At 66.0% G+C, this 14,785-nt stretch carries 13 protein-coding genes; 9 read left to right on the plus strand and 4 right to left on the minus strand.

Annotated elements, in window-relative coordinates:
* Complete coding sequence (locus AC6JAM_RS11610; RefSeq protein WP_223992714.1) at positions 1-1,335, minus strand: MBL fold metallo-hydrolase RNA specificity domain-containing protein; 1,335 nt, start codon at positions 1,333-1,335, stop codon at positions 1-3.
* A gap of 66 nt (positions 1,336-1,401) precedes the next feature.
* A complete protein-coding gene (locus tag AC6JAM_RS11615; RefSeq protein ID WP_018770632.1) occupies positions 1,402-1,869 on the minus strand; it encodes an Hsp20/alpha crystallin family protein in 468 nt (155 codons plus the stop codon).
* Positions 1,870-2,140: 271 nt separating this feature from the next.
* On the opposite strand from AC6JAM_RS11615, the gene AC6JAM_RS11620 reads away from it, so the two are divergent.
* Entirely contained in the window at positions 2,141-2,608 is a 468-nt protein-coding gene (locus AC6JAM_RS11620; protein WP_056391542.1) for a DUF4383 domain-containing protein, read from the plus strand.
* 44 nt (positions 2,609-2,652) lie between these two features.
* The gene (locus AC6JAM_RS11625; RefSeq protein WP_134165487.1) at positions 2,653-3,108 is read left to right on the plus strand and encodes a universal stress protein; all 456 of its coding nucleotides are present in this window, start codon (positions 2,653-2,655) and stop codon (positions 3,106-3,108) included.
* Between the two features lie 501 nt (positions 3,109-3,609).
* Here the strand turns inward: AC6JAM_RS11625 and AC6JAM_RS11630 are convergent.
* A complete protein-coding gene (locus AC6JAM_RS11630; RefSeq protein WP_223992709.1) occupies positions 3,610-5,223 on the minus strand; it encodes a PucR family transcriptional regulator in 1,614 nt (537 codons plus the stop codon).
* Positions 5,224-5,329: 106 nt separating this feature from the next.
* Between AC6JAM_RS11630 and AC6JAM_RS11635 the strand changes: the two genes are divergently transcribed.
* Together AC6JAM_RS11635 and AC6JAM_RS11640 are read left to right on the plus strand one after the other, a co-directional pair.
* On the plus strand, positions 5,330-6,880 hold the full coding sequence (locus tag AC6JAM_RS11635; RefSeq protein ID WP_144600233.1) for a purine-cytosine permease family protein: 1,551 nt from the start codon (positions 5,330-5,332) through the stop codon (positions 6,878-6,880).
* A 60-nt stretch (positions 6,881-6,940) separates the two neighbouring features.
* Positions 6,941-7,888, plus strand: a complete 948-nt coding sequence (locus AC6JAM_RS11640; protein WP_056391529.1) for a polysaccharide deacetylase family protein — start codon at positions 6,941-6,943, stop codon at positions 7,886-7,888.
* A gap of 87 nt (positions 7,889-7,975) precedes the next feature.
* Here the strand turns inward: AC6JAM_RS11640 and AC6JAM_RS11645 are convergent, their stop codons facing one another.
* A complete protein-coding gene (locus AC6JAM_RS11645) occupies positions 7,976-8,818 on the minus strand; it encodes a helix-turn-helix transcriptional regulator (RefSeq protein ID WP_488315592.1) in 843 nt (280 codons plus the stop codon).
* Positions 8,819-8,903: 85 nt separating this feature from the next.
* On the opposite strand from AC6JAM_RS11645, the gene ilvD reads away from it, so the two are divergent.
* From ilvD to AC6JAM_RS11670, 5 genes are all read left to right on the plus strand, one after another.
* Complete coding sequence (ilvD, locus tag AC6JAM_RS11650) at positions 8,904-10,763, plus strand: dihydroxy-acid dehydratase (RefSeq protein ID WP_497934709.1); 1,860 nt, start codon at positions 8,904-8,906, stop codon at positions 10,761-10,763.
* 105 nt (positions 10,764-10,868) lie between these two features.
* The gene (locus AC6JAM_RS11655; protein ID WP_497934711.1) at positions 10,869-11,642 is read left to right on the plus strand and encodes a hypothetical protein; all 774 of its coding nucleotides are present in this window, start codon (positions 10,869-10,871) and stop codon (positions 11,640-11,642) included.
* Positions 11,643-11,724: 82 nt separating this feature from the next.
* On the plus strand, positions 11,725-12,543 hold the full coding sequence (locus AC6JAM_RS11660) for an oxygenase MpaB family protein (RefSeq protein ID WP_056391521.1): 819 nt from the start codon (positions 11,725-11,727) through the stop codon (positions 12,541-12,543).
* Positions 12,536-13,444, plus strand: a complete 909-nt coding sequence (locus AC6JAM_RS11665) for a DUF817 domain-containing protein (protein ID WP_134165480.1) — start codon at positions 12,536-12,538, stop codon at positions 13,442-13,444. Before AC6JAM_RS11660 ends, AC6JAM_RS11665 begins: the two co-directional genes overlap by 8 nt.
* 70 nt (positions 13,445-13,514) lie before the next feature.
* Positions 13,515-14,756, plus strand: coding sequence for an MFS transporter (locus AC6JAM_RS11670; RefSeq protein WP_497934713.1), 1,242 nt, complete (start codon positions 13,515-13,517; stop codon positions 14,754-14,756).
* The last annotated feature ends 29 nt before the right edge of the window (positions 14,757-14,785 follow it).

Consider the following 14,785-nt stretch of genomic DNA (forward strand, 5'->3'; position numbering starts at 1 on the left):
TTAGCTGGGGTGTTCGAGCGAGATGGTTTCCAGGTGCTCGGGGACGCGGGCTTTCCAGCCAAGTTGGCGCTTGATGCGGGCCCGGAGGGTGTCTGCGGCGTCCGGTTCACCATGCGTGACGTAGGTCATGGCCGGCGCCTGGGAAGCGGTCTTCATCCATTGGATCAGCTCGTCGGAATCCGCATGGGCTGACAGTCCTTCCATTTGGATGACTTCTGCTCCGATTTCAACGTCCTGTCCGTAGATGCGGAGGTGTTTTTCACCCGCGGCGAGCGATGCTCCGCGCGTGCCTCCGGCCTGGTATCCGCTGAGGATGATGGCGTTGCGCCGGTCCGGCCCGTAGGCCGCGAGGTGGTGCAGGATCCTGCCGCCAGTGAGCATGCCGCTGGCGGAGATGATGATCATGGGTCCGCCGCGAAGGTTGAGCAGCTTGGATTCGTCAGCGCTTCGGACGGGCGTAGCCACTTTGTACATGCTTTCGAATTCGTGCTGTTTGAGCCTGTGTTCCTCGCGGTGGCGCTGGTACATACCGGAGGCGTCAATGGCCATCGGGCTGTTGAGGTAGATCGGGATGGAGGGGATGGCATTCCTGGCCAGAAGGCGTGAGAGGTGCAGCAGGACTGTTTCGGCCCGGCCGACGGCGAACGCAGCGATCATGATGACGCCGCGTCGTTTGGCCACCCGGCTGATGATCTCGCCCAGTTCGGTTTCAGGGTTCCCCGCGGGATGTGCCCTGTTGCCGTAGGTGGATTCGGTGACCAGTACGTCCACGGGCTCAAGGTCACGGGGCGGGTACATCAGTGGGTCGTGGGTGCGGCCCAGATCCCCGGTGAAATGGATCGTCCTGCCGCCGAGTTTGAGGTGCACCTGTGCGGCGCCCAGGATGTGGCCGGCGGGAAGGAATGTCGCTTCGATGCCCCCGGGCAGGGAAAACGGGGAGTCGAAGCCCTGGGTCCTGAAACTGTTGAGCGATCGGACGGCGTCTTCTGCAGTGTAGAGGGGCACTGGCGGATGATGTGTTGATGATGCTGTGCGGTCCGCATACCGGGCTTCCTCTTCCTGGAGGTAACCGCTGTCGGGAAGCAGCAGTGAACACAGTTCTGCCGTACCAGGGGTCGCATAGACAGGGCCGTTGAAACCGTCGCGGACCAGGGCAGGAACATACCCGGTGTGGTCCAGGTGGGCATGTGTGAGGACAACGGCGTCGATGTTCGCGGGGCTGACCTGGAACGCTACCCGGTTACGGTCGCGGAGGTGTTTATAGCCTTGGAACAGACCGCACTCGATCAGGACCCGGTGGCCGCGTGAACGGATCAGGTACCTGGAACCCGTCACAGTGTCGGTTGCACCGAGGAACTGCAACGTCGGGGGATGCTGGTCCCTTGGCTGGGGCACTGCCCGTTACCCGCGGGTGATGGGAAGTTTTTTCGGTTCGGTGGGTTGGGCCTGCTCGGGCAACGGGGTGCGGACTTCCAGGACCCCGTTGGTGTAAGTGGCTTTGATGTCTTCTTCCTTGACCCCGTCAGGGAGCGGGATGTTCCGGCTGAAGGACCCGTAGCGGAACTCTGACCGATAGCTGCCTTTGTCCTTGTGTTCTTCCTTTTCCTGGCGTTCAGCGCGGATCCGCAGGAACCCGTCATCCATTGTCACTTCAATGTCTTTGTCAGGATCGACGCCGGGCATCTCGGCACGCACCACAAGGGTCTTGTCGTCGACGAACTCTTCGACCCTGATCGGGGCAGGGCTGGCCGGTGACTCAAACATGCGCTCTATGGAGTCCAGCAACTCCGCCGGGGAGCGCAGGGCAGACGTGAAGGGGGAGGGCCACCGGGAGGCTGCGAAGGGGGACCATTTGAGCAGATCAGACATGACAAAAACTCTCCAGATTCGGTGCGGAGGACGCCCGGAAGGGGCCGTATCAATCCAGTAAATACCCGTGCAGCCGGGGCTGGCAGGGGCAAAAGACCCGCCCGCCCGGAGCCCTCACGCACAGCCCTGAAATTCATGGATACCTGAGGACTAAAGCCTCTGAAGGCAAGACGCGCCCGGCTCGAAGCTGGAACCATAGGGAGGCTTGCCCCACCCCGGCAGCCGAACTTAAACACAACAATTTCCCTCCCTGCGTACAAGGAAGCAAGCCATGTCTGCATCATCAGCACATCCGGGCGTAGGCGCACGTCACCACCGCACGGCCATCGAAATCACTGCCCTGGCGGCGGGAGCAGTTTTCGCCCTGGTGGGCGTTCTCGGTTTCATCCCTGGAGTCACCACGAACTATTCGGAACTGAGTTTCGCCGGCCCCGACTCCGGCGCGATGCTCCTGGGTGTCTTCCAGGTATCCATCCTGCACAACATTGTTCACCTCCTCTTTGGAGCAGCCGGCCTGCTCATGGGCAGGACCGCCTCCCAGTCGAAGTACTACCTCATCGGCGGCGGCGCCCTCTACCTGGTTATTTGGCTCTACGGACTCCTGATTGACCAGGCATCCTCGGCCAACTTCATCCCGGTGAACACCTCAGATAACTGGCTCCACGTGGTGCTGGGAGTCGTCATGCTCGCAGTGGGGATTGTGCTTGGCCGCGGAACCGGCCCGGCGAAAGCACCCTGATCCCTCTGACCCAGTACGGCTCGGGGCAGTGAAAGGAAAGACGAATGACCAGCACTGGTCCATTCCTGATTGTTGTCGGCTTTGACGGTTCCGAACCCTCCCAGGCAGCACTGGACTGGGCGATGGATGAGGCCCGCCAACGCAATGGCCAACTCCGCTTCGTCACCGCCTGGAACAAGCCGCCAATGGCGTGGTATCCGGCTGTCCTGGAAACGGCCGCAGGTGAAATTGCCGCCGAAGAGTCTCCGGAGCACATCGCCCGGACGCTCCAGGGTGAGGCGCTGAAGGCCGCCGCAGATGGCGGCGTGACCGCTTCGGGGCAACTCGTAGACACCCATTCACCTGCTTCGGCGATTCTTGACGCCGCCAAGGACGCGGATCTCATTGTCGTCGGCTCCCGGGGCCATGGGGGATTTCCAGGGCTGCACATGGGCTCCGTATCCACCCAGGTGGTCAACCACGCCCCCTGTGCTGTCCTGGTGGTCCAATCCAAGGCGTAATGCCCCTGGAGCCTGCTCAGCTGGGCCCTGTCAGCCGCTGCAGCTGGGCGCGTGGAGGGGACGCACACCAAAAGTTCAAGCGGAATGCGCTCTACCTCTGGTGGAGTGCCGGGGCCGGTCGTAAAGTGGAAGTGCCTGCAGGTAACCATCAGATGACGCCGGGTTGTTCAGGACATGAGAATGTCCGAGCCGTCTCTTAGCGAGATCGCGAAGGTACCTGCAGGTTCTGCGTTTAAACACTTTTCTCCGCTGGAAATTTGGCTCTTGCGTCCCCGCAAAACCAGGCGTAACACTGTTAATACGTTCTTCGAAAGAAGGGCGGGAACGGACAACAGGGAACCCTGGAACACACCGTGGATCTGATCCAGGTGGTCTGCCGGTGACGAGGCAGGAAGCACCAGGATTCCCGCAAGTTCGGGAGATGATGTTCGTCATAACGGAATCAAAACAGTCGAAGCCCCTTCAGCATTGCTGGTGGGGCTTCCCCTTTGTACTGCCAGGTCAGGGCAGTCCGGCCATCCGGGCCGCCAGGTGCAGTGCCGCCAGCCGGCCCGTGCCGCGCGGATCACCGCCGCACAGCTCGAAAATGCGCTGCAACCTGTGGTGCATCGACTGGCGCTCCAAGTGCAGTTCCCGTGCAGACTGCGCTGTGTTGCAGCCTGAGTCCAGCCACACCTGCAGGGTCTCCAGCAGCTGGGACTGCCGCTGCGCATCATGCTCAAGGACCGCCCGCAGTTGCCGGTTGACGAACGCCTCCCGTGATGAGGCATCAAGGCAGGTCAGGGACAGGCTCTCCACGGCAGCGTCCTCCGCATCCACCACCACCAGGCCGCGGGCCGGATAGCGCCTGCGCGCCGACGCGTTCCTGCGCCGGATCTGGCGCACCTCCAGGGTGCGGCGGGCTTCGGCCAGGGACCAGGCGGCTTCCGCCACGCCGCCGGCCAGGGGACCGACGGCGATCACCGCATCATGGTCCCCTTCCAGCCCCCTCAGCGATTCCACAAGCTGCCGCCGTTCACCGACAGTGTCAGCGCAGGGCAGGCCGATCATCACCACCAGTTCGGCATCATCCAGATAGGCGGCGCACGGAATGCGCCGTGAGCTGAGGAAGCTTTCGACGGCGCCACGCAGCTCCTGCGGTGACGCGGCGTGGATTGCCGCCACCACGGAGGGGGAGTCCGTGGGGAAGCCGGCACCCGGAGCCAGCTGCTCAAGGCGCCACTCCGGAGCTGCGTTCAGGACTGCCCGCATCAGTTCGGCGCCAGCCAGGGCATGCAGTCCGGGAGGCGTGTGCTGCAGCAGGGCCAGGCCCAGGATGTCCACGGCGCGTTCCCCCGCCACCTGCGCCAGGGCCACGTCCGCGGCATCCGGAACCCGCACCTCCAGGCGGCCCATGAGGACACCCCGCACGGGAATGTCCACGGTGATCATCGTTCCGCCGGCCCTGCCGTGAAAGCCGCCGTGCCCGCCCGGCCCGGAGCCGCCGTCGTCCGCTGTATCGCCAGCTGCCGCCGCCCCGGCTTCCGCGCCAATGTCACCGTTCCAGCCCTCGGGCATGGCGCTGCCCATGGTGACTCCCCAGGGGGAGGTGAGCTTCACCGCGGAGCTGGTGATGCCGGCCAGTACGCCCAGGATCTTGTCGAGTGAAGCGCCGTGGGCCAGCTCCGCCGCCATGGCCCGGGTGGCAGCGTCAGCCTGCTGCAGGTGTCCCACGGACTCGCTCACAAGCAGGGAATTGATGGCCTGCATGACGCCCACGAACGGCACCACCTTGCGCAGCTCCACCACCGGAAGGCCATATTCCTCGGCCTTTTCGAGCATGTTGGCCGGGATCTCCGGCAGGGCGCCACCGGTCTCGATGGCGAGCGCTGCAATCCCGCGCTGGGCCAGTTCGCGCACGTAGTCCTCCCGCTTGGCAGGCGTGGCCGTGGCCAGGGTGATCCCGCCGCACAGCAGCAGTTCGCCGCCCCGGAGCAGGGGTGCAATGTCAAGCACTTCGCTGGAGTGGACCCAGCGGACCGGTTGCGCGTCGGCCGCCACACCCAGGGGATGGACCACGGGATCGGCGGCGGCGAGGGCGGGGTGGGCGAGTATTTCGCCAAGAAACACTGACACGACAGTCCGTAACGTTGTAGGGGAATCTGTTCGACACATCGTATCTTGTTCCTTGTGATGGGGGCCACATAGCCTTTTGGTACTTATCCACCTCACGGAGGCCCCCATGCAAGAAAAGCTTTCACCAGCCACGCACGGCCAGCCCGGCCAGGCCACGCAGGACCACAACGCCGTGGACCACGAAGCCTGGCTCCAGCCCATCCCCGAATCAGCACGCACACGCAAGGTTTCCGGCCAGTTCTGGATCTGGGCGGGCGCCAACCTGGCACCCATCAACTGGGTGCTGGGGGCACTCGGGATCCAGCTGGGACTCGGGTTGGCGGACACCGTCACCGTCCTGGTCCTGGGCAACCTGATCGGCATGCTGCTCTTTGGCTGCTTCGTCCTCCTGGGCCAGAAGACCGGCGCCACCGGCATGGTCCTGGCCCGCGCCGCATTCGGACGGCGCGGCAATTACCTCCCGGCCGCCATCCAGGCCCTCCTGGTCATCGGCTGGTGCGCGGTGAACACCTGGATCATCCTGGACCTGGTCATGGCGCTCTTCGGAACCCTTGGGTGGGTTGACCCGGAAGCCCCCAACTACGCCTGGAAGATCGGCGTCGCCACCTTCATCATGGCCCTGCAGGTAGCCATCGCCTGGTTCGGCTACAAGGCCATCGCGGCCTTCGAAAAATGGACCGTACCGCCCACCATCCTCATCCTGGCCGTTATGTCGGCCGTCGCCTGGTTCGGCATGGACATCGACTGGGGCTACGCCGGACCGGCCGGCGCCATCCTGGAAGGCTCGGAGCGGATCGCCGCCATGAGCGCCGTCATGACCGCCATCGGCATCGGCTGGGGCATCACCTGGTTCACCTACGCCGCGGACTACTCCCGGTTCGTCAGCACCAGCGTCCCCAAGAAGAAGGTCTACCTCGCCTCGGTCCTTGGCCAGTTCATCCCGGTGGTCTGGCTGGGTGTCCTGGGCGCCAGCCTGGCCACCAACTCCGGGGAGATCGACCCCGGCAAGCTGATCGTCCTCAACTTCGGCGCCATGGCGCTGCCGGTGCTGCTCATGGTGCTCCACGGCCCCATCGCCACCAACATCCTCAACATCTATACGTTCTCCGTCGCAACCCAGGCACTGGATATCTCCATCAGCCGCCGCAAGCTCAACCTGTTCGTCGGCGTCTTCTCGCTGGCCGCCGTCGTCTTCTTCATCTTCCAGGAGGACTTCGCCGCGGTACTCGACGCCTGGCTGATTGGCCTGGTGGCCTGGGTGGCCGCCTGGGGCGGCATCATGCTGGTGCACTACTTCTGGCTGGACAAGCGCTGGCCGGGCGAGCCGGAGCGGCTGTTCGACGCCGTGGGCACCAAGCGGCTGCCCGGCGTCAACTGGGCCGGTGTCATCTCCCTGGTGGCCGGGATTTTCGCAACGTGGCTCTTCATGTACGGCCTGATCCCCATCATGCAGGGCCCCATCGCGGTGGCGCTGGGCGGCTGGGACCTGTCCTGGCTGGCCGGTGGACTGACCAGCGCCGGGGTGTACGCCATCCTCGGGCCGCGGCAGCACATCCGCTACCTTGCCCTGCAGCCCCGCATCAAGGAGGCGGCGGACAGCGCCCCTGGAGCAGACGGCAAGGCAGCGGACAGCGCGCCCGCCCTTCCCGCCCTCTAAACGGCCCTGCCCTTCTTCCCCAGCACCTGGCGCGCACTGCGCCCGCCGAAAGGATTCCCCATGAACCAGCCCGCCATCGCAGACCCGCTGCACCCCATCACCTGGCCCGACGGCGCCAAGGCCGCCGCATCCTTCACCTTCGACGTGGACGCAGAGTCCTGCACCATCGCCCACAACCCCACCAGCACCCGGCGCATGTCCCTGATGAGCCACCAGTCCTACGGCCCCAAAATCGCGGTGCCGCGGCTCCTGGCCATCCTGGCGCGCCAGGACATCCAGGCCACCTTCTTCATCCCGGGCTTCACCGCCGAGTCCTACCCGGACGTGGTGCGGCAGATCGTGGACGGCGGCCATGAAGTGGCGCACCACGGCTACCTGCACGAACCCATGCAGGGCATCGACGCCGCCACCGAGGCAAGCTACATCGACCGGGGCCTTGAGGCCCTGGCCACGGTGGCCGGAGTCCGGCCGGTGGGCTACCGGGCACCGTGGTGGGAGCTGAACTGGCACTCGCCGGGTCTGCTGGCCGACCGCGGCTTCCTCTACGATTCCAGCCTGCTCGACGGCGACGCCCCCTACCGCTTCGCCGTCGCCGCCGATGATCCCCGGGACATTGTGGAGATTCCGGTGGACTGGACCCTTGACGACTGGGAGCAGTACGCGTTCTATCCCGGCGTGACGGGCAGCGGGGTGATCGAGAGCCCGGCCAAGGTCCTGGAGATGTGGACCCTTGAAGCCGAGGCCCACCACTCCCAGGGCAGCTGTTTCGTGCTGACCAACCACCCGTTCATCTCCGGCCGGCCGTCCAAGGCGGTGGCGCTGGAGCAGCTGATCGAGCGGGTTAAGGCGATGGACGGCATGTGGGTAACCACCATGGAACAGATTGCCCGGCACACCAAGGAAACCGTGACGGAGGTCCACACCCACGCTCGGATCGACGTGCCGGTATTCCCGGGCGCGGGTGCACAGTTCCAGCCCGCCTTGGTGCGGCAGGGGGTGCTGGCCTAGCGTCCTGGGGTAGCGCCCGGGGCAAGCGTCCCGGGCGAGGAAAGCGGCCGACGGCGGGAGTTCCCGCCGCCGGCCGCTTTCGGTTGTTTACGACTGGTCAGCCGTGGTCATCAGGGACTGCATCTGGGCTGCGGCGCCGCTGCCCGGGGCGGGCGTGTAGACAACGATGTGCAGGTCCGGCCGGTCCGAAGGCGACACTTGGTGGTGTTCCAGCTGGAGGACTCCGACGGCGGGGTGGTGGAAGAGCCGCTCGCGGGATTCGAAGCCCAGGATGTCGTACAGGTCCCAGCCCTGGCGGAACTCGGGGCTTGCCTCCTTGAGCCGTTCCACCTGGTACTGGATGTCCGGATCACCCAGCCGCTGTCCGGTTTCGGCGCGGAATTCGGCAAGGAAACGCTTGCTGGTGGTGTCCCAGTCCGGGAGCAGGTCCCGGACGTAGGGGTCGGTGAACACCAGCCACAGCAGGTTCCGGTCCGCCGGGGGCGCTGTGGCGATGTTGGGGTACAGCGCCGCATAGGCCTTGTTCCAGCCGGCTACGCCCCAGTCCGGGAACAGGGCAAAGGACGGATTGGGATCAAGTGCATCCAGCAGCCGCTGGATGTGGGGCGGAGCAGTATCGGCGGCGGGGCCGGAGGGCGCCGCGGACGCATACCCGCCCAGGGACAGGACATAGCCAAGGCCGGTGGTGGAAAGATGCAGCGCACGGCTGACGGCCTCCAGGACCTGTCGGGAGGGGCTGATGTCCCTGCCCTGCTCCAGCCAGGTGTACCAGGTGACGCTGACACCGGAGAGGAAAGCCACCTCCTCGCGGCGCAATCCCCGGTCGCGCGAGCGGCCGATCGGCGGCAGGCCATAGTCGGCCCGCAGCGCCTGGTCGCGGCGGGCGCGCAGGAAGAGGCCAAGTTCCTTGCGCCGTCCGGGATCACTCACCCGAAAATACTATTACTCTGGTACTCCTACTACTAGTAGCAAGAGCGTCTTCCACCCCGGCCCATGAGCCCGCAGGATGGTAGGCATGCCTGCACTTCGCTCTAAAACAGTCACCCATGGCCGCAACATGGCCGGCGCCCGCGCACTGCTGCGCGCTTCCGGCGTCGCCAACTCGGACATCGGAAAGCCGATCATCGCCGTGGCCAACTCCTTCACCGAGTTCGTCCCCGGCCACACCCACCTCGCCCCCGTGGGCCGGATCGTCTCCGACGCGATCCTCGCCGCCGGCGCCGTGCCGCGCGAGTTCAACACCATCGCCGTGGACGACGGCATCGCCATGGGCCACAGCGGCATGCTCTACTCGCTGCCGTCCCGCGACCTGATCGCCGACTCCGTGGAGTACATGGTCAACGCACACTGCGCCGACGCCCTGGTATGCATCTCCAACTGCGACAAGATCACCCCCGGCATGCTCATGGCCGCGCTGCGCCTGAACATCCCCGTGGTCTTCGTCTCCGGCGGCCCCATGGAAGCAGGGCGCGTGACCCTGACCGACGGCTCCGTCCGCTCCCTGGACCTGGTGAACGCGATTGCCGATGCCGTGGACGAGTCCATCTCCGATGCCGACATCAACCTCATCGAAGAGAACGCCTGCCCCACCTGCGGCTCCTGCTCCGGCATGTTCACCGCCAACTCGATGAACTGCCTCACCGAGGCCATCGGCCTGTCCCTGCCGGGCAACGGGTCCGTGCTCGCCACCCATACCGCCCGCAAGGCCCTGTACGAGAAGGCCGGTGCCGCCGTCGTCGAGCTGGTGAAGCGCTACTACGACGGCGACGACGACTCCGTGCTGCCGCGCTCCATCGCCACCGCGAAGGCCTTCGATAACGCCATGGCCCTGGACATCTCCATGGGCGGCTCCACCAACACCATCCTGCACCTGCTGGCCGCCGCCCAGGAGGCCGGCGTGGACTACGGCCTGGCCGAGATGGATGCCAAGTCCCGCCAGGTGCCCTGCCTGGCCAAGGTGGCTCCGAACGTGGCCAAGGACAAGACCTACTACATGGAGGACGTGCACCGCGCCGGCGGCATCCCCGCCCTGCTGGGCGAGCTGAACCGAGGCGGCCTCCTGCACAAGGACGTCCACTCCGTGCACTCCGATAACCTGGACGGCTGGCTGGATGACTGGGACATCCGGGGCGGCAAAGCCACCGAGGAAGCAAAGGCCCTGTGGCACGCCGCTCCCGGCGGCGTCCGTTCCTCCACCGCGTTCTCCCAGTCGAACGAGTGGACCTCCCTGGACACCGACGCCGCAGAAGGCTGCATCCGCTCGGTGGAGCACGCGTACTCCAAGGACGGCGGACTGGCCGTGCTCCGCGGCAATGTGGCCATCGACGGCGCCGTGGTGAAGACCGCCGGCGTGGACGAGTCCATCTGGACCTTCTCGGGCCCGGCCGTGGTGTGCGAATCCCAGGATGAAGCCGTGGAAAAAATCCTGAACAAGACCGTCAAGGAAGGCGACGTGGTGGTCATCCGTTACGAAGGCCCCCGCGGCGGCCCCGGCATGCAGGAAATGCTCTACCCGACGTCGTTCCTCAAGGGCCGCGGCCTGGGCAAGAAGTGCGCCCTCATCACTGATGGCCGTTTCTCCGGCGGCACGTCCGGCCTGTCGATCGGGCACATCTCGCCGGAGGCTGCCTCCGGCGGCGCCATCGCCCTGGTGGAGGACGGTGACATCATCAGCATTAACATCTCGCAGCGTTCCATGCAGCTTGAGGTCTCGGACGAGATCCTGGCCGAACGCCGCGAGAAGCTGGAGGTCAACGGCGGCTACAAGCCCAAGGACCGGGACCGCCAGGTCTCCGCTGCACTGCGCGCCTACGCCGCCATGGCCCTGTCCGCGGACAAGGGCGCAGTACGGGACGTGTCGCTGGTAGAGCGGTAAGGCGTCCACGGCGGGGAAGGGGAGAAGCAGGTCCTCCGGCCCTCCCCCGCCCGGGCCCGGCGCGCCACACTTGAAGGGTCATCGGCAGGCCCAAAGGAGGGTGTGGTGCGCAGGCTCATCACGGCGTTTTCGGCAGCGGCCCTGGCAATGCTGTTCCTGGCCGGCTGCTCACCGCAGCCGGGAAGTCCACAGCCCTCGCCATCCACGGCGGGCTCTGCCGCCACGTCAGCAACGGCCACCGGTACGGCCGCCGGGCCGACGCCGTCGAGCGTCCCTTCCACACCAACAGCCGCGCCCGGCACTTCTGCGGCCGGTTCTGCCGCGGCTGCCTGGACCACGTTCACGACGGCGGATGGCGCCATGGCGTTCGACTTACCTGCCGCCTGGAGCGTCAAGGATCCGGCAGGGGAGTTGGCGGAGGGCGGAGGGGCCTTTGCGGAGGTGCGGAACCAGGCCGGAAAGGTGATGGCCACGCTGCGGACCAACATGGCCACCGGCTCCACGTGTACCGAGAGGTACCCGTATGAAGTCCTGGACAGCGCGGACATCCCGGTACTGGTCCAGGGCGGCGTGGTGCCGCAGTTCGTGTTCGAGACCCGCGCAAACGCCGCGGCGCCGGGCATGTACCGCACCCCGGCGGCCGGCTACGGCATTACGTCCGGCCCTCCGCCGAGCGGTCCCGACGCCTGCCCCATCTTCCAGTTTTTCCGGTGGCCGCCCAACGCTGCCATGTTCGGCGCCTCCTACGACCCGGAAATCAACGCGACACCCGGCGACCAGTCACTGCCGTACCTTGAGCTGGCGCGGAAGTACCGGGACACGGCCGAGTGCGCGGACATCAAGAGAATGATCACCTCGCTGCGGCCGGTAAACCGCTGACCGGACGATACGTGGGCCTGGCCCCTTGTCAACGGGCCAAAGGTCCGGTCCTGCCGTCCTGCCGTGACGGTACCCTGTTGACATGGTGCAGGAATTTTCCGACTACCGGGCGGAAGGCATCCTGCTTGCTGGGGCAGGGCGGGCCATTCTGCTGCAGCTTGCCAATCCGGCCATTGGCCGGGGCGTGGCGGAACACAGCACGTTCACTGAGCGCCCCGTCAACAGGCTCAAAGGCACACTGACGTATGTCTACGCGGTCGTCTATGGAAACGACGCCCAGGTTAACGAGGTCCGCCGCAGGGTTAACCGGGCTCATGTTCCGGTGCACGGCACTGCGGACAAAACGTCCGCCGGGTACAACGCCTATGATCCGGAACTGCAGCTCTGGGTGGTGGCCACACTCTACGACACCGCTCTGACCATCATCGAGAAGATCTACGGCCCGCTGGACGATGCAGCTGCCGACGCCATGTACCTGGACTACGCGCGGATCGGCACCGCGCTGCAGCTTCCGCCGGGCATGTGGCCCAAGGACAGGGCGGAGTTCGGCCGCTACTGGGCCGAACACGTCTCCACCCTGCACGCGGAGGCCCCCGGGGTCCGCGTTGGACGCGGCCTGCTGTTTCCCAAGCACACAGCCCTGTGGTACCGGGCCATCATCCCCCCTGCCAGGTTCCTCACCGCCGGACTCCTTCCCCACCAGTTGCGGAAAGACTTCGGCCTCGGCTGGAGCGACCGGCACGAACGGCGCTTCAACCGCACCTTTCGCATCCTGGCCGTTGCCTACCCGCGGCTGCCGCGGGGCATCAGGTACTGGTTCAAGAACTACTGCCTGCGCGAACTCGACAGGGACCTGAAGAGGAACACCCGGCCAAGCCAGCGCCAGGGGATCAGTGCCTAGCCCCAGACGCGGTTCACCACCGGTGGAGCAGCGGATCGACGAACGGGCCAGGAGGTTCCTGGCAACTGCTCCGGCCGGCGGCGGCAAAACAAGACTCACTGAGTTCGTGGTCTTTGGCCTCAAGCAGGGCTGGGCCTGCATCTTCGGCGCGGCGCTCCTGGCAGTGCTCATGGCCGCCAGGATCTGGTATCCGGACACTGCCGGCCTGGCGCGCAACGACTTCCTGACGATCGCCGCCGTCGTCATCCAAATCCTGATGGTGGCGTTCAAGCTGGAAACCCTGCGGGAACTGCGGGTCATCGTCCTGTTCCATCTTGTGGGGACCGTCATGGAGCTGTTCAAGACGGACGTGGGTTCGTGGTCCTACGATGCCCAAGGCTTCCTGCGCATCGGGGCCGTGCCGCTCTTCAGCGGGTTCATGTATGCCGCCGTGGGCTCGTACATGGTGCGCGTCTACCGGCTGTTCGACCTGAAGTTCGCCGCCTACCCCCGGCGCTGGATCACCGCCGTCCTCGCCGCCGCGATCTACGCCAACTTCTTCACCCACCACTACATCTGGGACCTGCGCTGGGTGCTGCTCGCCGCCGTCGTGCTCATCTATGGCCGGTGCGTCATGCACTTCCGCGTGTTCCGCCGGGAGTTCCACATGCCGCTGCCGGTCTCTTTCCTGCTGGTGGCGCTGTTCATCTGGCTCGCCGAGAACATCGCCACCTGGTCCGGCGCCTGGCTCTACCCCAGCCAGGTGGACGGCTGGCACCCGGTGGGCCTTGAGAAACTCGTGGCTTGGTTCCTGCTAATGATCATCTCTGTGGTGCTGGTGGCCTGGGTGTACAAGCCGCAGCCCCCGGTGGCGGCCACGGGAGGGCGGCGGGAGGCCCCGTCGTCAGCTGTGCTGCGGTAAGGGGGGTCTGCCAAGACCCGTTTCAGCAGGGCCCTCGCTAGGGCTTCGGAAGCGCGCTTTGATGGAGGCTATGGCCTCCGAAACAACCGTCATCAACACCAGCGGGCAGCAGCGACCAGGCATCCCCGGGCACCAGCAGGCCCACTGGGGAGGCGTCTTCGCGATGTCGCTGTGCGTCTTCGCGCTGATCGCCTCCGAGTTCATGCCGGTCAGCCTGCTCACGCCGATGGCCTCGGAACTGCAGGTTTCCGAGGGCATGGTGGGACAGGGCATCGCGGTCTCCGGCGTGCTGGCCGTCCTGACCAGCCTGTCCGTGTCCACTCTGGCCGGAGGCATAAACCGCAAGACCCTGCTGCTGGGCCTGACGGCGCTGATGGCCGCCTCCGCGGCGCTGGTGGCCACGGCCCCGGGGTACCTGCCCTTCATGATCGGCCGCGCCCTCATCGGCGTGGTGATCGGGGGGTTCTGGACCATGTCGGCAGCCACCGCCATGCGGCTGGTGCCGGCCCACCAGGTGGCGCGGGCCTTGGCCATCTTCAACGGCGGCAACGCCCTCGCAACCGTGCTGGCTGCACCGCTGGGAAGCTACCTTGGCTCCGTCATCGGCTGGCGCGGGGCGTTCTTCTGCCTGGTGCCGGTGGCCGTGCTCGCGCTTCTCTGGCAGTGGATCAGCCTGCCGTCCATGAACGTCCAAAGGCAGGCGCGTGCGGCGGGAAACATCTTCGGGATCTTCGCCGCGTTCAAGAGCCGGCCGATTGCCTGGGGCATGGCCGCCTGCGGCGCCTTCTTCATGGGGCAGTTCGTCCTGTTCACCTACGTCCGCCCGTTCCTGGAAACGGTGACCCGCGTCGATGCGGGCATGGTGTCCCTGGTGTTGCTGGTCATCGGTGCGGCGGGATTTGCAGGCACCCTGCTGATCGGCCGGTTTCTCGGCACCGGACTGTACCGGACGCTGGTCTTTATTCCGGCGCTCATGGCAGTCCTTGCCGCAGCGCTCGTTCCCTCCGGCGGGTGGATCGCCGCCGTCGTGGTTCTCCTGGGCCTGTGGGGCCTGATGTCCACGTCCGCGCCGGTGGGCTGGTGGAGCTGGATTGCGAAGGCGATGCCCCACAACGCGGAGGCGGGCGGCGGCCTGATGGTGGCCGTCATCCAAACATCAATCGCCATCGGATCCACGCTGGGCGGAGTGCTGTTCGACTGGGCCGGCTACCGCGTCACCTTCCTGGTGGCCGCAGCGGTCCTTGCGGCGGCGTCCGTCCTGGCCTTCGTGACGTCCCGGGCCACGCCTGCCGGCCCCGGGCAGACAGCATGACCAACGCACACCTTCCCATCTACCCGAAC

It is taken from the genome of Arthrobacter sp. GmRoot5-12 (genome assembly GCF_059739365.1).